The sequence below is a fragment of the Paenibacillus amylolyticus genome (genome assembly GCF_047302515.1).
GTDB lineage: Bacteria > Bacillota > Bacilli > Paenibacillales > Paenibacillaceae > Paenibacillus > Paenibacillus amylolyticus_G.
In genome coordinates, this window is record NZ_CP168019.1 from 5,904,302 (window position 1) to 5,923,398 (window position 19,097).

Genomic DNA, 19,097 nt, shown 5'->3' on the forward strand with positions numbered 1-19,097 from the left:
TGTAAAGCGTTGATCAAGTACGTTTTTCTGAATATTTGGTTAAAATATTGTAATATTCTTGATTTATTTGGATCAAAGGGCAAATTAACTCCGCTTACCTGCCTTTTTCACCTCATTTACTCGTTTTTTTAACGAATTCCAAATCGTTCCATGGCATTTTTGGTTGTTATTGCAGCAATTTCCTCCACCGAAATGCCTTTAATTTCCGCAGCTGCCTCTGCAACCAGACGTACATGCGCTGTCTCATTTCGCTTTCCACGATAAGGGTGAGGTGTCAAATACGGAGCATCTGTTTCAATGAAAAATCGGTCCATAGGAACCTTCTCCAACACCTCTTTGGGCTGCTTTGCATTTTTGAATGTGATCGGTCCTCCGAAGGAAAGATGAAAGCCCATATCGAGACAACTTTTTGCTGTTTCCCAGCTGCCCGAGAACGAGTGCATCACACCACCAACTTCACCCGCTTTCTCTTCACGCAAAATTCTTATGATATCCTCATGTGCATCCCGATTATGGATGACAATCGGCATGTTCACTTCACGCGCCAAAGCAATTTGTTGTCGTAATACGCGATGCTGTATTTCTTTTGGTGAAGTATCCCAGTGATAATCCAATCCAATCTCACCGATCGCAACCACTTTTTCATGCTTGCATAAAGATGCAACCCACTCCAAATCGCCCTCCTGCATTGTGATCGCATCTACGGGATGCCACCCTACAGCTGCATATATAAAGTCATATGTTTCAGCGAGTTTCATTGTGGTTGGAATCGTCTCCCGGTTAAAGCCAATGTTGATCATGCGACCAACTCCTGCATCCACAGCACGCTGAATCATGTCCTCGCGGTCCTCGTCGAATTGTGGTGCATCCAGATGTGTATGTGTGTCGAACAGCATCATGTCTGTATCTCCCTTCATGTCGAAATAACGACTATCTTCTTTTTCAAAATTCAATTTGTATAATTCAATGACTCATACATAAAACATTTTGGGTATCTGTGTATTACATCATTACGTTTGTTTCTTCACAACTACAATATATAGAAGATATACGGATATTCTGATCTATATATTGCTAATTGTGCTCATTCTGCCTGCTTGCATTTACAAAATTATGTCGATCTACATATACTCCCCATTAAAGCAGATTACTGTATCATGAAAAATAGCTCTTTTAGAAAGTGTTTTGATATCGAAATTCTTCATCGGATTATACCCACACGATTACAAGAAATAGGGGCGTATATGTGACGGTAATTTGTGAATAATCGCATCCACCTTGTTTTGCGGGTAATACAAATGATGTTTCCCTCGGTGAAGCCCACTGATGGAACGGACAATGTCAGATACTTCTGACAACTCACGTAAATTGTCCTGCCGATCCAGAAGAAGAATCTGCTTATCTGTGGATTCATCCGGACGAAACACATCATACGGATTATCCGAAGGAAAATCAATTTCAAGATCATATTCGGGATCGAGGCCAGCCTGTACAAAAGCTTCCCGAATCTCTTCCATCATTGTCAAGTCGACCTGTTCAAGCTCTACATACTTATATAACTTGCGATCCATAAAACGTTCGCATAACTCACTCAGAACAGTATCGTCCTCCTTGCGCCACTGCGTAAATGCCGTCTGAATTAATGCTTCATCCAACTGCAAATATTCATCCACGGATAATTCTCCTTCAAATAGTTGAGGGAGTGGATCAATCATGAAGCGGAATTGAAAACCATTTTGTAGGAGTGTTTTCGCTCGCTTGAATATTTGCCGCAATATAATTTCAGAACTACGAGTTACCGGATGGAAGTAAATCTGCCAATACATCTGATACCGAGACATTAGGTAATCCTCCACAGCATGCATGCCTGACTCCTTGACTACAATCCGCCCATGATAAGGACGCAGCATCCGAAGGATACGATCAAGGTCAATCGTGCCGTAATTTACACCTGTAAAATAGGCATCCCTGAGCAAATAATCCATTCGGTCTGCATCAAGCGGACTGGTCACCAAGTTCACCACAATCGGCTTTTCATACGTTTTTTGAATGACAGACGCTACTTTCTCAGGAAAATCAGGAGCATACCGTCTTAAGATCGCCCCTACTTCGGTATCACCTGTAATAATGCGACAAGTCCAATCTTCGTGATTCATGTCAAAAGCTTCCTCGATGGAGTGAGAGAATGGCCCATGCCCGAGATCATGAAGTAGAGCTGCACACAGAGCTACAATCTTTTCTTCCTTCGGCCAATCCGAATAATGACTTCTTTCAAATTGAGAGATGATCTTGCGTGTGATCTCATAAACACCTAGTGAATGTGAGAACCGACTATGCTCTGCTCCGTGAAAGGTAAGGTAAGAAGTACCCAGCTGACGAATCCGGCGTAAACGCTGAAATTCCGGGGTGTTAATTAACTGCCATATAACCGGATCTTGCACGTGGATATAATTATGTACCGGATCTTTGAATACTTTCTCTTCCGTTAAACGTTGTTCCATGTCGACTCACTCCTTTAATTTCTTTTATATTAACGCTTTGAGCTCTGCGATTCACCTAAGATTCGACAACATATGACGAACTTTGTCGAATGAAGTAGTTTTGTCGTTTTCCAAATCGACAAAGCTGACATTGAGGTTTAAATGCGAAAAACGGCTTCCAATCCCTTACCACCAGTAACCTTGTGAAAAACAGCCTTAATTTTAAGCTAATTTTAAGGTTGACTGATTTGGGAATCGTTGGTATGATGAGTATCATAAAACATAAAATAATGTCGAATAATGACAAAGATAGTTAGCTGAGAGGAGCACTGATTATAATGATGAAATCAACAGGTATTGTAAGAAAAGTGGACGAACTGGGACGGGTAGTTATTCCAATTGAATTGCGCCGTACGCTCGGTATTGGTGAAAAAGATGCACTGGAAATCTACGTTGACGGCGAGCGCATCATGTTGAAAAAATACGAGCCTGCTTGTATCTTCTGTGGTAATGCAGAGAACGTTACTTACTTCAAAGGTAAAATTGTTTGTAACGAATGTATTTCCGAAATCCCTGCACCTGTGACAAAATAAGAAAAACCAGGTATACTGGACTTATCTAAATTGTTATTTCTAACCTTTTTAATATTCCTTAATGACCTTCCCGGTGTGAACCCCACCGCGGAAGGTATTTTTTTGCCATGTTATGGGTTCCATTACCCAAAATGATTCTGTCACACGCGAACTGGGAGAGAACGATGAAATTTGTTCGGAATTTTTTTTAGCCACTCTGCTCTTTTTAATATTCCACTAAGGTTGGATATAAGCTTCTTTTCAGGTTATGTTCCCCACAACAGAAGGTATTTGGTTAGATTACTACTCGATTAATGCATTATATACATCCCGCTTCGCCAGACCGCGATCGGTAGCCGTTTTTTTCATTGCATCTTTGCGGTTATGTCCTTCACCCTCATAATGGCTGACATGATCCGCGAGTGACATGAGCTGCCACCATGCTTCGCGCTCAGCCTTACGCTCCTCTTCCTTAATGCCTTCTACTAGCAAGCAGTACTCGCCAAGAGGCGGATGTTCTTCAAGCCAGTCTATGCATTCCCTCACAGTGCCCCTTGCAAATTCCTCATGACGCTTGGTTAGTTCACGTGCCAGGACAATCGAGCGATCACCCAGAATTTCTTCGAGGTGAACTAATGTTTTCCGAATACGGTGAGGCGATTCATAAAATAACAAAGTCCCGTTGGATTCGTCAAAAGCCTCCAGCACTTTTCGCATGTCCTTTTTCTCCCGCGGCAAAAAACCGCCGAATGTAAAACGCTCCGTCGGTAATCCGGACACGATCAGAGCAGACAACGCAGCATTGGGCCCCGGGATGGGAATGACCGTTATTCCGGCTTCCAGTGCAAGCTGTACAAGGTCAGAACCAGGGTCCGAAATGGCTGGCAAACCGGCATCGCTGACGAGTGCCAAATTTTTTCCTTCTATTATATAGCGTATCAGTTCAGGTCCACTCGCCCCCTTATTATGCTCATGATAACTAAACAGCATCGAAGGTGTAATTTCAAAATGGGTAAGCAGCTTTCGGGTCTGGCGTGTATCTTCTGCTGCAATGATGTCACAACTCTGCAATGTCTTGATGGCACGGAAGGTCATATCCTCCAGATTACCAATGGGTGTTCCAACCAGATAGAGCTTGCCTGATCCTTCAGGCTGCTCCGCATAGCTTTTTTGAATATGCAAAGTCATCTAAAGCCCTCCTTTCGTAGTACGCTCAGCATGTTGCTGACCATAGTAAATATCCATAATTTCTTCGCAGTAATTCCCCTCTTCATTGTAGACAATGAGTGGAGGAAGCATCCTTACTTCTGGTTTACCATCTTTCATTCCTTCAATTAACACCATGTTGGCTTCCAGATGAGCACGGGGATGTACCATCCGAATCCGTTTTGGTTCCAGCTTATATTCGCGCATGAGCGAGATAATCTCTGCAAGGCGCTGCGGACGATGTACCATCGATACTTTGCCGCCATTACGTACAAGTCGACTGCAAGCTTGTATCACTTCTTCCAGGGTACATCCGATCTCATGACGTGCCATTGCCTGATGTGTGTTCATCTTGAGATCACTGCCATTCAGAGGCATGTATGGAGGATTAACCGTTATTGCATCGTATACAGCATGTCCTGTTTCTTTCACCAGTTCTCGCAAATCACCTTCACGAATCATAATCGACTCATCCAATGCATTTAATTGCACACTGCGACGCGCCATATCAGCCAAACGTGGCTGAATCTCGATCCCTTCCAGACTAGCCTGCGTACGCGTTGTAAGCAAAATGGGAACCACCCCGTTACCCGTACACAAATCAAGTACACGACCCCGTTTAGGTACGGAAGCAAACCGGGCTAATAATACGGCATCCATCGAAAAACTAAACACTTCATCACTTTGAATGATTCTCAGATCATGAGAGAGCAGATCATCAATCCGCTCTGACTCATGTAACACAACTTCATTTGCTTTCATATGTTACGCTCATCCTCCGGTACTCTATATCTCATGTTCGTTTAGTTTAGGTTTATAACCTTGAAAAAAAACCGTAGGGGATCCCTACGGTCACTTCATTTATTCAAAAAAGACAGGCAGAACAGACAATCGCCTTCCGTCCGCAAATGTCCATAATAGACGTTGCAGATATGGAAGCCTTCGTGATACAACCGAGCCAGATTATCATACCCTTCACCCACAACATCCTCGCCTGTAGCCGGACCTGCTGGTCTTGCTACAGGAGCGAGTGCTGAGGAGATCGGCAGATCTGCCGGAGCCTCACGTTTGAGCAGTTTGCGTAACTGCTCATTCTCGATGGTAAGCCGCTGATTATCCTCAAGCAGCTCCTTCACAATCATTTTTAACTCTCCTAAATCACCGTGCAACTGACCCAGTTGGGTTTCCATTTCATGAATGTGCGTAAACAGATTTTTCTTTTCCAAGTTTCCACCCCGAAGCAACCTTTATGGTTTACTTGATAACGACGTCATCCAGCGGAAGTTCTTTGACTTTACTGATGTCGAACAGTTGAACATGGACTGTGCGGCTACCGGCATTAATTCCGACAACTTTTCCTTCACCCAATGAGGTGACGACCAATTTGCCTACAGCTGGCAGTTCTTCTCTCACACTTTCATAGTTATCATGCTCAAATTTCAGACAGCACATGAGTCTTCCGCACAACCCTGAAATTTTCGTCGGATTCAGTGACAGGCTCTGATCTTTAGCCATCTTGATTGATACCGGCTCAAAGTCTCCCAGCCAGGAAGAACAACACAACACACGGCCGCAAGGTCCGATTCCGCCAAGCATCTTGGCTTCATCACGTACACCAATCTGTCTCAGCTCGATTCGTGTCCGGAATATGCTTGCCAGATCCTTGACCAGCTCCCGGAAATCAACTCTTCCTTCAGCTGTAAAATAAAATATAATTTTATTGCGATCAAACGTAAATTCCACATCGACCAGCTTCATTTTGAGGCCATGGTCTTTGATTTTATTTAAACAAGTACCGAATGCTTCTTTGGCTGCACGCTTGTTCTCATCAACCACACGGGCATCTGTATCGCCCGCAACGCGGATGACTTTCTTCAGCGGCAACACCACATCGGACTCGCCCACTTCCTTCTTACCTACGACAACCTTACCGTACTCAACCCCCCGCGCTGTCTCCACGATAACGCAGTTTTCTTTCTCAATGGGAAGGTCCAGGGGATCGAAGTAATAAATTTTGCCCGCTTTTTTGAAACGGACACCCACTACACTGTACAAAAAATTAACCCCCTTGTAAGCCAACCCCACTTCGTCTGAAGCCCCGTCTTCTTAGGGAACCGGCCGAAGTTATAACCGTTTGCATATGATTGGAGCTAACTTTGCCCTCTCCCAGTCTTATGCCAAACCGATCAAAAATTGCTCCAGACAAAGCTGGCCATTGACGTTGAAACGCAATTTTTTTCTGCATGCTGCGGCCATATCCATATAGGAGACCCACTGCTCTGTGCTGCGGGTATGTGCCAACTGAGATAACATGTCTAACTGATCTATAAAAACGATATGTTCATGCCTATCGTACTGAACATACAGCATGTCCCTAAACCATAGATGGAACAAACTGAGTAACATGTCCAGGTGTTCAGAGAGTCCGGTTTTAAAAAGCTTCTGCTGTGCAGAGATCAATGATGTACTTCCTCTACCCAGGGACTCCTTCCCTAATTGTAACATTACGTTTCTAATTTCTGCAAACCAATTCTGCTGGAGAATTTCTCTACATGCTTCCAATCCTGACGCTAAATGGACGGCAGAGCGAGCCAGATTGGCAGGGTGCCCTTCCTCAATTAGTGATTGAAGCATCTCTTCCGGATTCAGTGCGCTGAACGGCACCAATTGGGAGCGTGAGCGGATCGTTGGCAACATGGCCTGTCCATTATCTGTAATCAGGATGCCGACTGCTGGTACCTGCGGTTCCTCCAGAAATTTGAGCAAACTATTTGCTGCCTGCACCGTCATTTTCTCAGCTTGTTCTATAATATATACTTTGGGATGGCCTGCCTCGGATCGGTATGAAAAGATACGCTGCAGATCCCGAATTTGATCTATTTTAATGTTGTTTCCATCTGGTGCAAGCATGGTTAGATCCGGATGGTTACCATGATCCACCTTACGACATTCAAGACACTGCCCACAAGCGTCATCTTCAAGCTCTGTACAGAATATTGCCTTCGCAAAGGTAATTGCCGTCTTCCGTTGCCCGCTACCAGCTGGACCACTAAACAAATACGCATGGCTTATTGCCTTACGTCTCAAACTGCTTTGTAACATTTGCTTGGCCGCTTGTTGACCCATAATTTGTTGAAAGGACATACTTCCTCCTCAGAAGCTTAAATTAATAAGCATCCCCCGAATTTCGCCTACTTGTTGTAATAGAGAGATTTTTCCTTCTTCTGTATCCAGCAGTTCATCAGCCATGGATAACAGAGCGGAGTCAATTTCATCAATCAGCTTATACCGCTTACCTCTGCCACGACGATCCCAACCCCTTGTCTCTTTCATGGATACACCGCGACGAACGGTCTCTTCCAGGAACCTTTTAACAAGTTGCTTATACGCCTTCAGTTCACGAATCGTCATGGAACGTGCCAAGCGATCTCCCTGAAGCTGGATTTCACTAAACCGGCGATTCAGTTCAGCTTGTGAGGCCCGTTCCCCCTGGTGATTCATCATATCAGAGAAATTTTTGGATTGAACCGGTTTGGAACCTGAATCAGTAGAACTGATCCCGCTCTGAATCGGTCTGAATCCAGGATTGATTTTCATGGATACGCCCGCCTTCTATCATAGTTAGCCAATCGCCCATCAGCACAGTGCGCATTGCGCCTGTGCGTGAGAATGAGGCTTTTATATATGCTGATCACACTCTATATATAATGGTAGATACACATCACCATCAAGGACTTGTTCTTTGTAGTCAACCTCTTTCCGAAATGAGCCATTCCCCCAGCTGGGAAATGCTCATCCGGAAAGAGTATGCTAATTCTTCTCATCAAGAAAGGCATTCCGTAAGTGACACGCACGAACTCTGTTAACTCTTCTTGCATACATCGTTTCCAACATGCTATCGATCATGAAGGACCCTCATGAGATCCATGCAATAGGTTTAATTAGAAATGTTCGAAGCGATCTACCGGGAGAACAAATACAGTAGCTCCGCCTACTTGAACTTCAACAGGTAGCGGCAGGTAAGAGTCGGTTGTTCCACTCATCGGTGTGACCGGAGTCACGAGCTGTTCACGAACCTTACAGCTGCTGCGAATGACGTTCATTACGGATTCGACTTGACCATCATCGACACCGATCATAAACGTCGTGTTGCCTGCCTTCAAAAATCCGCCCGTACTGGCAAGCTTCGTCGCCCGAAAGTTTGCTTTGACCAATGCGCTGGATAATCGGTTGCTGTCTTTATCCTGTATAATCGCAACAATCAGTTTCATCCTGCATAACCTCCTTTAGAATAAGCACCTTTATCAAATGCCCTGTCTATATATTAGACAATTACTCGTCAAAATCCTTCAAAATCCCTGTCTCCAGCGACAAAATCATTGCTGCCAAGACATCCTCCTGCTTCATGGAAGCATCGATAACTCTGATCCGGTCCGGGAACTGCTCTTTTAATAGGAAGTAACCCTCTCGCACTTTACGGTGAAACTCCAGATTTTCCAGATCCAGACGGTTCACTTCGCGGCCATCATGAGCATCGATCCGGGCAAGCCCCACTTCAGGCTCAATGTCCAGATATAAGGTCACATCCGGCATGAGATCACCAATCGCAAAACGGTTAATGGCCCATACATTCTCTATCCCGAGTCCACGGGCGTAGCCTTGATAGACCAGACTGCTATCGACAAATCGGTCACAGATGACTGCTTTTCCAGCTCTCAGCGCAGGCTCTACTTTCTCCGCCAGATGCTGGCTGCGTGCAGCTGCATACAATAGCGCTTCGGTTCGAGCATCCATTGCCGTATGAAGAGGGTCCAGAATAATTGAACGTATTTTCTCCGCAATCTCAATTCCACCAGGCTCTCGCGTAACTACGTAAGGTATACCCCGTTCTTCAAAATAAGAACCTATTCTACCGATCATCGTTGTTTTACCGGAACCCTCTCCCCCTTCCAGCGTAATGAATTTACCTCTGCCCTGCATATGCTTCCCTGCTTTCTATGTCGATAATTGCATCTATTGCTGCTGTAATTGAATATGCTTAGACCCTCTTGCTACAAGATATGATATCCCCCGCCCAGAGGTGTATAGCTACAGCTATATCGGTACGTATTAATAACACCAAAATCATACAAGCTTGTTTCTTTCTATCATACTATAGGTCAGCGGTTACTCCAACATGAACAACAAAGTAAAGCGTTCAACCGTAGATAATCCATACCCATAATGGAAGCATAATTGATCCGGCAATAGCACTGACAATCATGGAAACTGAACTGAGGGCTACCGCATTCTCTCCATATTCAAAAGACCTTGCCATGCCGAGGGCATGAGATGCTGAACCCAGTCCAATTCCATAGGCATGTTTACTGCGGACCTTGGCCCATTTCAAGAGCATCGGCCCCAATAATATCCCTGAGAATCCTGCAATCATCACAAACAGCGATGTGAATGAGGCATTCCCTCCAACCTGATTAGCCAGTTGAATAGCCACAGGAGTTGTCACTGATTTTGGCAATAAAGCGATGACCATTTCTTGAGGATAGCCAAGCAGAATGGCAATTAAAGCACCTGTAGAGACACCTGTAATACTGCCTCCGATTGTTCCACCCACAATTGGAATGATATTTTGCTTCAGCACATGCAGATGTCTGGACAAGGGAAAAGCGAGAGATACAACTGCCGGACCCAAGAGCTCCTGTATCCATTTGCCACCCAACATGTATGTATCCAGCTTTATACCTGAAATCACCAAGATCAGGATTAGTATGGCAGTCGTTGTGAGTACAGGCATAAGTATCGGCCATTTTAATCTTTTATATAGACGAGTGGCTGGAATATATACAGCGATGGTTAGCGCGATCATTCCAATTCCGAGGATGAATGCTGACAATTGATCGCCTCCTTTTTACCTGAATGAGACGATCTCCATGTCATAAGCCATTCACTTAATTTGGCAGATATCAGACATGTGATTAATGTGCTAACGATCAAACCAATAACCAATAACAATGTGTTAGCTCGAAAAAAATCAAAGTGATTAATAATGCCCACAGTTGGCGGGATGAACAACAATTGCAGATGAGATTGAAGCCACGTCGACCCTTCTTCTCCCCAGCTCATTTTGATCCATCCCAGTTGAATGGTGACAAACAATACCAGCATGCCCACAATACTGCCTGTTAACGGCAGATGTAATACAGCTTGAATCAAGTTTCCAATCCAATAAAAACCGTACATCAACAAAACTTGCAGGACTATTCCTGTATATTTTTTTAGCGGAATACCCAAAGTGTTCCCTTCTTTCTTATGTCTATCTGTATCAGTTGAACTAGAGCGTGTCTTCATACCTGCCGAAAGCCGGAACGTAACTGAACGTGTCTGGAGCAGAGCATGGAGCGGGAGCGCTAACGACCCTGTGACGTCTTATTCAGCGATTTGAAGTGCCCTTAGCAATCTAAGGAATCTGAAACACGCTATATTGGAATAACCAGCCGTTTACAGCGTGTTTGTTAGGTCAATTTGGTTAATAACGTGTCTCAGGTTCCTTACAAAATAAAAGGAGTACTGAAAGCTAAATAAGACGTCCTCGGTTCCTTAGAAAATCGTCTGGACAATTCGCCAGGATCAGCAATCCTTGACTTCAAGCTGTTGGACCCTTACATCCTTCAACGTATTGCATGCCTGAGTTTGAAGACACACCCTCGCAACTAGATTAATGACCAAGAGACCCTCACATGTGTAGGGTCCGGTATCGCTATCCGTATTGGTCATATTGCCTACCTATTGGTGAGTGCAATTCAGAGCTTCATGTGTTCCCTTCATTCCTTCATAACCTTCAATACCTGTAGAGATGCAGCTGATACCCCATGAAACTTTGCACCCTCATCCCGCAGGAGTTGTATACGAGCCACCATCGATGTACTAATACGTTCACCCGGATATACAAGCGGAATCCCTGGAGGGTATGGAATAACCATCTCGGCTGATCGACAACCCGCGCTTTCTTCTATCGGGACATTGATCGTATCCATCTCTACAATCGGTTGCAGTGTAAAGGAGATTGGTTCCGAGTAGTGAGTTTTATCTTGTAAATTGTTCCACGTGGAAATATAATGCGCCGAACCTTTCGCAAGCTGATGAGATGACTCTGCATTAGATTGGACCTGCTCATGCCCATTGGCAGAGCTGATATGGTGTAAAGCCTGCAACAGGTACTGAGCATCTTGCACCGTTGAGCCCAGGCTGAAGAGCAAGACGACGTACCGTTCGTCGCTCATCTCAGGCACACAGCCGCATGCTTCTAGCTGCTGCTGTAGCCCATAACCGCTCAGCACCCCTGTGCCGTCATAGATGACGGCCTTGAATGGGTCCTGAGCGGTATACCCCGCGGCAGATGGCATTGCCGCCGCGGTCAGGCCCTCCCGTGTCTGCTGCGCAGCGGACACGGACATGCCAGCCGGCTTCGCTGTTCCGGCTGGCGGTTCTGGCTGCAGCGGCTGTGCAGGCTGCAGCGGCTGTGCAGGCTGCAGCAACTGAAAGCGCGGCAGCTCAGCGAGGCCGCGCTTAAAGGCATTCACGGCGGTGAGCCCCGCCGTGAATGTGTTCGCGCCCTGCACATGCAGCAGGCGGCGCGCCAGATCAAGCGAAGCCATCACCGGGTATGATGGGCTTGAGCTTTGCACCATGGTCAGGCGCTGCCTTAACAGGGACCGGTTTAACCGTGGTCCCTGAATGTGCAGCATGGCACCCATGGTGAAAGCCGTCAGCATCTTATGTGTCGACTGCACGACACCGTCTGCTCCGCATGACAGTGCAGAGACAGGCAGCTCCGGATGCTGCCCATAATGCGCGCCATGGGCTTCATCCACGAGCAATGGCATGCCAGCGGCGTGGCATACCTCGGCTATGGGCGTCAGATCCGCGCCCATGCCGTAATAATTGGGCAAAGTGACTAATACACCCTTTGCCTCAGGATAGGACTGGACAGCAGCCTGAACCGTCTCTACCGACGGCATGACCGCAAGTCCAGACACAGGATCGACCCACGACTCCAGAAATACAGCTCTTGCTCCCGCCAGCATCAACCCGTGAATAACGGATTTGTGCACATTCCGTTGCACCAGTACAATACTTTTCGGCTCATCACACATGGTGAGCAGTAAGGACAGATTACCTGCTGTACTGCCTCCCACAAGGAAGAAACTCTCCTCAGCACCAAAACAATCTGCCGCAAGCTCCTGTGCTTCCTGGATCACACCTTCCGGATGATGCAAATCGTCGGTGCCCGTAATCTCCGTAACATCCATCTCCATCATCTCCAGAAATGAACGATCTGGTACCAATCCTATTTCCGAATGAGCCCCTTCGTCACCAAAATGTTTCCCACTCTCCGGATCAGCCCCATGTTCATCCACCGAACTGAAACGCTCCACCTTCTGGCTAACATTCTTTCCTCCATCATTCTGAATCTCACCGTTGTGCTGGTGTTCCTCATTAACGATATCCTTAGCTGGAGGTTGCCCTGCTTCTGCTTGTTCTACCAAATGTCGATAAGCTTGTCCATTCTTATGCCCAGGCACATGAAAAGAACGCTGCTTCGAATCGCGATACGCGAGCAACGCTTCATATAAAGGGGCTCTACTTGATTTATTTTTATGATCCATGAAATAACCATCCTGTACATATATAATGTGCGCCCTATGCGCTTCAAAATGCTTCCTAATCCAAGGAACGCACTTCTTCCCAATCTCCACACGCTCTACTGCAAATGATCTATACCATTATATCAGCATACGCCTTCCCAAGATGGCAAACAAGACAATCACTCCTCTTAAAAACAGAAAGAGGCCCCTTGGGCCTCTATACACATCAGCATCATTGCAATGCGATGTTTAGCTTCTACTTCTATAGCAACAGTTATTATGCGTTCTTTTGTACCCAAATCTGTTTCATTTGATTGATAAAATAATTGTACTTGGCATCCTGCGCATCGGTATGAACCATTTCTGCTTCACAAGTGTCACATATGAATTCAGATACAATAAAAATGCCTTCTCTTTTTCTTTGCTCGCAGATAATACATGTGTGTTCGGCATGTTCTTCCATGAACCATCCCACCTTGTTTTACGTTTACTATCAGTATTGCACAGTTTCTATTATTTTAAACATTTTCATAGTGCTTTCTTTCTATAAAATATATATTCGCCCACCCCCTCGTGGGTGTCTGTACCGAAAAATACATTCATTTTCCCTACAAGAACATTCACCTGCTTATGTATATACATTTATCCTACATTCCATCGCATTTACCTCTACATCACGTATCCCTTGGCCTGACTCAAACTTATATTTAATTTCCTTAAAAAAACTTGGAATCCCAGCCGATATATAATACATGATAACGATATCAAAGCCTGACAGTCCGTGTATTCGGGAGTATACTGAGATAAGGTCCGTCGAATCTCAATATCTTGTACAATCGTCATGGCGTGAGATACAAGGTTCATATATACATACATGCATGATTCAATCCATTTTACTCGTGTAAGAAAAACGAATACCTACCCCACACAAACGTGAATCCGAAGGAGGATATATAATCGTATGATCGCCGAACCGGAGAATAAAGCAACATTTTATCAATACCGGCTTCTGAAAAAAAAGGCTATCGCCCGCAGTGTCATTTACAGCTATCTGTGTCTGCCGGTCATCATGCTCTTATTCAATCTACTCGCATTCTCCTGGACTGGCCTCTTCTTTTTTGTACTGGCAGGTCCAATCACCATCTGGATTCATTATGTCATCGCCAGAACGATATTACTTCTGGTCCGTACCTCTTACGCCAAACGCTGGCGTTGGAATATGCGTATGCCCTGGTTAGGTTATATCCCTGATCAGCATTTTAGCTTCCGTATGTTTGTCCGGGTACACCTTAACATGAGCTGGATTGGACTATGTATCATTACAGTATGTTTGATCTGGTCGCCATTGTCCTTCACCCTCTCGCTGATCTTCTGGCATTTGTGGTTGCTGGGTCCTCGCTTGTATGTTGTAATGGTTCTCTCCCGTGAGCGCAAAGACGGACTCATCAAATTGAATGAACAAGATGTCTCATATTATCTGCAATAACGCTCCCTCATTTATGCAATACTCAATGAACCTCACTTACCTGTAATACATAACCGCTGAGCCCTTCGAATAATTAATTTGTTACAAAAACATAATCGTGTATCGTTCAGTTGACTCAGCCTCACATGCTCAAATAAAGGTTATCCACAGTGGATAACCTTTATTTATTGTTCCCTTCTCATCCATTATCCACAGCATGGGTATAGTAAAATGAGTTATCCCCACTCGAGGCTCCGTTCTTCTCCTCTTTTCCTCCCGCTGCTCCATATCCTCATAACCCCAGATATCTCGTAGATCTTACACCTTTGAGCGATCTTTTGCCTCAGTCTCAGCTCTATCAGCCTTCTAGCTGCTTCCCATCAGCCACTCATTACCTCAATACCTTTATACACTTATATCCTCCCCCTCTACTTTTGGCACTCTACACTCCCCTATGCTTCAAGCACACATAGCACCTATTCATGTACGAAAGAAACTGTTCATTTCTTCTGAACCTGTATGACCTCTGATCCACCATACGTGATAGGTTCTCCCATCATTACTAAAGCCACTTCGCTAAATAACAAAAAGCCCCCGATCAAGTACACGGGAGCTTTACTATATTATAAGGAACATCACAGCGTTAATTAATCATACCAAACCATACCTGAACCAGCTCAATCATCTTCAGCCAATGATTTAACTGTTGCTTGAGTAGCATCATTTCTAGGAACCATTAGTGTAAAGGAACCATCATGTACTGCTAAATGCACAGTATGTCCTTCCTTTGCAAATACACGCAAGGTACTGGATTCATTGGATGTACCCTTGGCTTGCTTCTCTGTCCAACCCCAGCTTTTAATCTCGTCTAGATATACCTCAGGCAAGCTAGTACTCTCACTAATACCAGACAGCGTATATCGAACATAATCCATATCCGAATTATTTTCAGACTGGTCAGATTTATTCGCTACTTTCGGCACCGGAAAACTCTTCTCGTTCACCGCACCTTCATATGAAGTCCATACAGATCCTGAAGCTTCACCGCATCCTGCCAGAACAACAGTCAGACAAAGCAACAGAAATGATTGTAGTCCAAGTCTCCGCCAACTTAACACACACACCCTCCTTTTCACAGCTGCACATTCCAGCTCTGTGGTCAGGTACTTTTAGCATATTTAACATAGTCCTATTATACTGGTTTTGCCGCTGTTATCCGTAACAAAAATGTTACCTTCCAATATCGATCATGTCAGAGCTTCTGCTCAACGTATCTAATCCTTATAAACAAATAAAAACCACCACCGAATAACATCGGCAGTGGTTCTTTGCTTGGCGGCGTCCTACTCTCCCAGGACCCTGCGGTCCAAGTACCATCGGCGCTAGAGGGCTTAACGGTCGTGTTCGGGATGGGTACGTGTGGAACCCCTCCGCCATCGCCACCAAACGCGATTTATCGAAGCATAGCTTCTTAAAATCAGATATGGAACTGAAAATCATACACACGTTCTGTGATGTACCAATTTTCATTTCAGAGATCATTCTCTGAAAACTAGATTCGAAACGAAACATGCGAATTACAACTTGCTATTGGATAAGCCCTCGACCGATTAGTACTGGTCAGCTCCATGCATTGCTGCACTTCCACCCCCAGCCTATCTACCTCGTCGTCTTCAAGGGGTCTTACATACTGGGAAATCTCATCTTGAGGGGGGCTTCACGCTTAGATGCTTTCAGCGTTTATCCCGTCCGTACATAGCTACCCAGCGGTGCTCCTGGCGGAACAACTGGTACACCAGCGGTACGTCCATCCCGGTCCTCTCGTACTAAGGACAGCTCCTCTCAAATTTCCTACGCCCACGACAGATAGGGACCGAACTGTCTCACGACGTTCTGAACCCAGCTCGCGTACCGCTTTAATGGGCGAACAGCCCAACCCTTGGGACCTACTTCAGCCCCAGGATGCGATGAGCCGACATCGAGGTGCCAAACCTCCCCGTCGATGTGGACTCTTGGGGGAGATAAGCCTGTTATCCCCAGGGTAGCTTTTATCCGTTGAGCGATGGCCCTTCCATGCGGTACCACCGGATCACTAAGCCCGACTTTCGTCCCTGCTCGACTTGTAGGTCTCGCAGTCAAGCTCCCTTATGCCTTTGCACTCTTCGAATGATTTCCAACCATTCTGAGGGAACCTTTGGGCGCCTCCGTTACTCTTTAGGAGGCGACCGCCCCAGTCAAACTGCCCACCTGACACTGTCCCCGCACCGGATTACGGTACTAGGTTAGAACCTAGATACGATCAGGGTGGTATCCCAACGTTGCCTCCACGCAAGCTGGCGCTCACGTTTCAAAGGCTCCCACCTATCCTGTACAGATCGTACCCAAATTCAATATCAAGCTGCAGTAAAGCTCCATGGGGTCTTTCCGTCTTGTCGCGGGTAACCTGCATCTTCACAGGTATTAAAATTTCACCGGATCTCTCGTTGAGACAGCGCCCAAGTCGTTACGCCATTCGTGCGGGTCAGAATTTACCTGACAAGGAATTTCGCTACCTTAGGACCGTTATAGTTACGGCCGCCGTTTACTGGGGCTTCGGTTCACAGCTTCGGATTGCTCCTAACCACTCCCCTTAACCTTCCAGCACCGGGCAGGCGTCAGCCCGTATACTTCGCCTTACGGCTTCGCACAGACCTGTGTTTTTGCTAAACAGTCGCTTGGGCCTTTTCACTGCGGCCCCCTCGTGCTATTCACACTACCGGGGCACCCCTTCTCCCGAAGTTACGGGGTCATTTTGCCGAGTTCCTTAACGAGAGTTCTTCCGCGCGCCTTAGAATACTCTTCTCGCCTACCTGTGTCGGTTTGCGGTACGGGCACCATCACCTGGCTAGAGGCTTTTCTTGGCAGTGTGAGATCATGACCTTCGCTACTACAATTTTCGCTCCCCATCACAGCTCAGCCTTACAATGTGCGGATTTGCCTACACATCAGCCTTACTGCTTAGACGGACATCCATCAGTCCGCGTCACTACCCTACTGCGTCCCCCCATTGCTCATAACGGCTTACGGTGGTACAGGAATTTCGACCTGTTGTCCTTCGACTACGCCTTTCGGCCTCGCCTTAGGTCCCGACTTACCCTGAGCGGACGAGCCTTCCTCAGGAACCCTTAGGCTTTCGGCGGATCAGATTCTCACTGATCTTTTCGTTACTCATACCGGCATTCTCACTTGTATAATGTCCAGCGCTCCTTACGGTACACCTTCAACCCTTATACAACGCTCCCCTACCCCTGATGCAAAGCATCAAGCCATAGCTTCGGTGGTGTGTTTAGCCCCGTTACATTTTCGGCGCAGAGTCACTCGACCAGTGAGCTATTACGCACTCTTTCAATGGTGGCTGCTTCTAAGCCAACATCCTGGTTGTCTGTGCAACTCCACATCCTTTTCCACTTAACACACACTTGGGGACCTTAGCTGATGGTCTGGGCTGTTTCCCTTTTGACAATGGATCTTAGCACTCACTGTCTGACTCCCGGAAGTAAGTCTATGGCATTCGGAGTTTGACTGAGCTTGGTAACCCTTGCGGGCCCCGCACCCAATCAGTGCTCTACCTCCACGACTCTGTTTTCCGAGGCTAGCCCTAAAGCTATTTCGGGGAGAACCAGCTATCTCCGAGTTCGATTGGAATTTCTCCGCTACCCCCACCTCATCCCCGCATTTTTCAACATGCGTGGGTTCGGGCCTCCAGTGCGTGTTACCGCACCTTCACCCTGGACAGGGGTAGATCACCCGGTTTCGGGTCTACGTCCACGTACTCAGTCGCCCTATTCAGACTCGCTTTCGCTGCGGCTCCGGCTCTTCACCTTAACCTTGCACGGGAACGTAACTCGCCGGTTCATTCTACAAAAGGCACGCCATCACCCCTAAAACGGGCTCTGACTTTTTGTAAGCACACGGTTTCAGGTTCTATTTCACTCCCCTTCCGGGGTGCTTTTCACCTTTCCCTCACGGTACTGCTTCACTATCGGTCGCTAGGAAGTATTTAGCCTTGGCAGATGGTCCTGCCGGATTCATACGGGGTTTCACGTGCCCCGCACTACTCGGGATCCGTCTCGGAGGGAACAGACTTTCAACTACAGGGCTTTTACCTTCTTTGGCGGGCCTTTCCAGACCTCTTCGCTTAACCGGTTCCTTTGTAACTCCATGTGAGACGTCCCACAACCCCAAAGAGCAAGCTCTCTGGTTTGGGCTTCTCCGCGTTCGCTCGCCGCTACTGACGGAATCACTATTGTTTTCTCTTCCTCAGGGTACTTAGATGTTTCAGTTCCCCTGGTATGCCTCACACTAACCTATGTATTCAGTTAGGTGTAACTGGAAATTACCCCAGCTGGGTTTCCCCATTCGGACACCCCCGGATCAAAGCTTGCTTACAGCTCCCCGAGGCAGTTTCGTTGTTCGCCACGTCCTTCATCGGCTCCTAGCGCCTAGGCATCCTCCGTGTGCTCTTAGTAGCTTAACCATTTTGTTCCGGTTTCGGTCGCTCGCTTCCCTTGGTTTGGACTGCGTCCAAATCCAAAAGTCGCTCTCACCCGATACCATCACAAAAGCAATTTGACTACCGTTTTTATTAAAACTTGTTTAACACAAGTTCAGCTAAAAAGGAATGTTCTAATTCGCGTTTGTTTCGTTTCGATATCTAGTTTTCAAAGAACAAGCTCCATGCAAAAGCAAGCTG

At 46.2% G+C, this 19,097-nt stretch carries 17 protein-coding genes and 2 rRNA genes; 2 read left to right on the forward strand and 17 right to left on the reverse strand.

Going from position 1 to position 19,097, the window contains the following annotated elements:
- Positions 1-128 precede the first annotated feature (128 nt).
- Complete coding sequence (locus tag ACDJ59_RS25910; protein WP_413406655.1) at positions 129-899, reverse strand: TatD family hydrolase; 771 nt, start codon at positions 897-899, stop codon at positions 129-131.
- A 324-nt stretch (positions 900-1,223) separates the two neighbouring features.
- Entirely contained in the window at positions 1,224-2,501 is a 1,278-nt protein-coding gene (locus tag ACDJ59_RS25915; protein WP_413406656.1) for an HD domain-containing protein, read from the reverse strand.
- 317 nt (positions 2,502-2,818) lie between these two features.
- Between ACDJ59_RS25915 and ACDJ59_RS25920 the strand changes: the two genes are divergently transcribed.
- The gene (locus ACDJ59_RS25920) at positions 2,819-3,073 is read left to right on the forward strand and encodes an AbrB/MazE/SpoVT family DNA-binding domain-containing protein (protein WP_024633700.1); all 255 of its coding nucleotides are present in this window, start codon (positions 2,819-2,821) and stop codon (positions 3,071-3,073) included.
- 282 nt (positions 3,074-3,355) lie between these two features.
- Here ACDJ59_RS25920 and rsmI read toward each other — a convergent pair whose 3' ends face one another.
- From rsmI to ACDJ59_RS25980, 12 genes are all read right to left on the reverse strand, one after another.
- On the reverse strand, positions 3,356-4,240 hold the full coding sequence (rsmI, locus tag ACDJ59_RS25925) for a 16S rRNA (cytidine(1402)-2'-O)-methyltransferase (protein WP_036606130.1): 885 nt from the start codon (positions 4,238-4,240) through the stop codon (positions 3,356-3,358).
- Entirely contained in the window at positions 4,241-5,020 is a 780-nt protein-coding gene (locus ACDJ59_RS25930; protein WP_413406657.1) for a tRNA1(Val) (adenine(37)-N6)-methyltransferase, read from the reverse strand.
- A gap of 95 nt (positions 5,021-5,115) precedes the next feature.
- Positions 5,116-5,484 (reverse strand): DNA replication initiation control protein YabA, encoded by a 369-nt coding sequence (yabA, locus tag ACDJ59_RS25935; RefSeq protein ID WP_017691386.1) that lies wholly within the window; start codon positions 5,482-5,484, stop codon positions 5,116-5,118.
- A gap of 28 nt (positions 5,485-5,512) precedes the next feature.
- The gene (locus tag ACDJ59_RS25940) at positions 5,513-6,313 is read right to left on the reverse strand and encodes a stage 0 sporulation family protein (protein WP_017691387.1); all 801 of its coding nucleotides are present in this window, start codon (positions 6,311-6,313) and stop codon (positions 5,513-5,515) included.
- A 117-nt stretch (positions 6,314-6,430) separates the two neighbouring features.
- A complete protein-coding gene (holB, locus tag ACDJ59_RS25945) occupies positions 6,431-7,402 on the reverse strand; it encodes a DNA polymerase III subunit delta' (RefSeq protein ID WP_074092912.1) in 972 nt (323 codons plus the stop codon).
- Positions 7,403-7,411: 9 nt separating this feature from the next.
- The gene (locus tag ACDJ59_RS25950) at positions 7,412-7,855 is read right to left on the reverse strand and encodes a YaaR family protein (protein ID WP_017691389.1); all 444 of its coding nucleotides are present in this window, start codon (positions 7,853-7,855) and stop codon (positions 7,412-7,414) included.
- Between the two features lie 344 nt (positions 7,856-8,199).
- Positions 8,200-8,529 (reverse strand): cyclic-di-AMP receptor, encoded by a 330-nt coding sequence (locus ACDJ59_RS25955; RefSeq protein ID WP_017691391.1) that lies wholly within the window; start codon positions 8,527-8,529, stop codon positions 8,200-8,202.
- 61 nt (positions 8,530-8,590) lie between these two features.
- The gene (gene tmk / locus ACDJ59_RS25960) at positions 8,591-9,238 is read right to left on the reverse strand and encodes a dTMP kinase (RefSeq protein ID WP_413406658.1); all 648 of its coding nucleotides are present in this window, start codon (positions 9,236-9,238) and stop codon (positions 8,591-8,593) included.
- Positions 9,239-9,455: 217 nt separating this feature from the next.
- Positions 9,456-10,148 (reverse strand): LrgB family protein, encoded by a 693-nt coding sequence (locus tag ACDJ59_RS25965; protein ID WP_051449580.1) that lies wholly within the window; start codon positions 10,146-10,148, stop codon positions 9,456-9,458.
- Positions 10,118-10,468, reverse strand: coding sequence for a CidA/LrgA family protein (locus ACDJ59_RS25970; protein WP_413406659.1), 351 nt, complete (start codon positions 10,466-10,468; stop codon positions 10,118-10,120). The genes ACDJ59_RS25965 and ACDJ59_RS25970 overlap by 31 nt, the downstream gene beginning before the upstream one ends.
- 608 nt (positions 10,469-11,076) lie before the next feature.
- Entirely contained in the window at positions 11,077-12,921 is a 1,845-nt protein-coding gene (locus ACDJ59_RS25975; protein ID WP_413406660.1) for an aminotransferase class I/II-fold pyridoxal phosphate-dependent enzyme, read from the reverse strand.
- 256 nt (positions 12,922-13,177) lie between these two features.
- Positions 13,178-13,363 carry a sigma factor G inhibitor Gin gene (locus tag ACDJ59_RS25980; RefSeq protein ID WP_062838106.1) on the reverse strand — a complete coding sequence of 62 codons (186 nt, stop codon included), beginning with the start codon at positions 13,361-13,363 and terminating at the stop codon, positions 13,178-13,180.
- A 498-nt stretch (positions 13,364-13,861) separates the two neighbouring features.
- Here ACDJ59_RS25980 and ACDJ59_RS25985 point away from each other — a divergent pair, with 498 nt between their 5' ends.
- Positions 13,862-14,386 (forward strand): hypothetical protein, encoded by a 525-nt coding sequence (locus ACDJ59_RS25985; RefSeq protein ID WP_036606136.1) that lies wholly within the window; start codon positions 13,862-13,864, stop codon positions 14,384-14,386.
- A 656-nt stretch (positions 14,387-15,042) separates the two neighbouring features.
- Here the strand turns inward: ACDJ59_RS25985 and ACDJ59_RS25990 are convergent.
- The 3 genes from ACDJ59_RS25990 to ACDJ59_RS26000 form a co-directional block, all read right to left on the reverse strand.
- Positions 15,043-15,483 carry a hypothetical protein gene (locus ACDJ59_RS25990; RefSeq protein ID WP_084174380.1) on the reverse strand — a complete coding sequence of 147 codons (441 nt, stop codon included), beginning with the start codon at positions 15,481-15,483 and terminating at the stop codon, positions 15,043-15,045.
- A 212-nt stretch (positions 15,484-15,695) separates the two neighbouring features.
- Positions 15,696-15,812: ribosomal RNA gene (rrf, locus tag ACDJ59_RS25995) — 5S ribosomal RNA — on the reverse strand.
- A 143-nt stretch (positions 15,813-15,955) separates the two neighbouring features.
- Positions 15,956-18,881 (reverse strand): 23S ribosomal RNA (locus ACDJ59_RS26000).
- Positions 18,882-19,097: the final 216 nt, after the last annotated feature.

What these genes read in the sequence shown, in the direction of transcription:
- ACDJ59_RS25980 (WP_062838106.1), bottom strand. Translation starts at nt 13,363, where the DNA reads ATGGAAGAACATGCCGAACACACATGTATTATCTGCGAGCAAAGAAAA.
- ACDJ59_RS25950 (WP_017691389.1), bottom strand. Translation starts at nt 7,855, where the DNA reads ATGAAAATCAATCCTGGATTCAGACCGATTCAGAGCGGGATCAGTTCT.
- ACDJ59_RS25955 (WP_017691391.1), bottom strand. Translation starts at nt 8,529, where the DNA reads ATGAAACTGATTGTTGCGATTATACAGGATAAAGACAGCAACCGATTA.
- ACDJ59_RS25915 (WP_413406656.1), bottom strand. Translation starts at nt 2,501, where the DNA reads ATGGAACAACGTTTAACGGAAGAGAAAGTATTCAAAGATCCGGTACAT.
- tmk (WP_413406658.1), bottom strand. Translation starts at nt 9,238, where the DNA reads ATGCAGGGCAGAGGTAAATTCATTACGCTGGAAGGGGGAGAGGGTTCC.
- ACDJ59_RS25920 (WP_024633700.1), top strand. Translation starts at nt 2,819, where the DNA reads ATGATGAAATCAACAGGTATTGTAAGAAAAGTGGACGAACTGGGACGG.
- ACDJ59_RS25930 (WP_413406657.1), bottom strand. Translation starts at nt 5,020, where the DNA reads ATGAAAGCAAATGAAGTTGTGTTACATGAGTCAGAGCGGATTGATGAT.
- ACDJ59_RS25910 (WP_413406655.1), bottom strand. Translation starts at nt 899, where the DNA reads ATGATGCTGTTCGACACACATACACATCTGGATGCACCACAATTCGAC.
- rsmI (WP_036606130.1), bottom strand. Translation starts at nt 4,240, where the DNA reads ATGACTTTGCATATTCAAAAAAGCTATGCGGAGCAGCCTGAAGGATCA.
- ACDJ59_RS25975 (WP_413406660.1), bottom strand. Translation starts at nt 12,921, where the DNA reads ATGGATCATAAAAATAAATCAAGTAGAGCCCCTTTATATGAAGCGTTG.
- holB (WP_074092912.1), bottom strand. Translation starts at nt 7,402, where the DNA reads ATGTCCTTTCAACAAATTATGGGTCAACAAGCGGCCAAGCAAATGTTA.
- ACDJ59_RS25985 (WP_036606136.1), top strand. Translation starts at nt 13,862, where the DNA reads ATGATCGCCGAACCGGAGAATAAAGCAACATTTTATCAATACCGGCTT.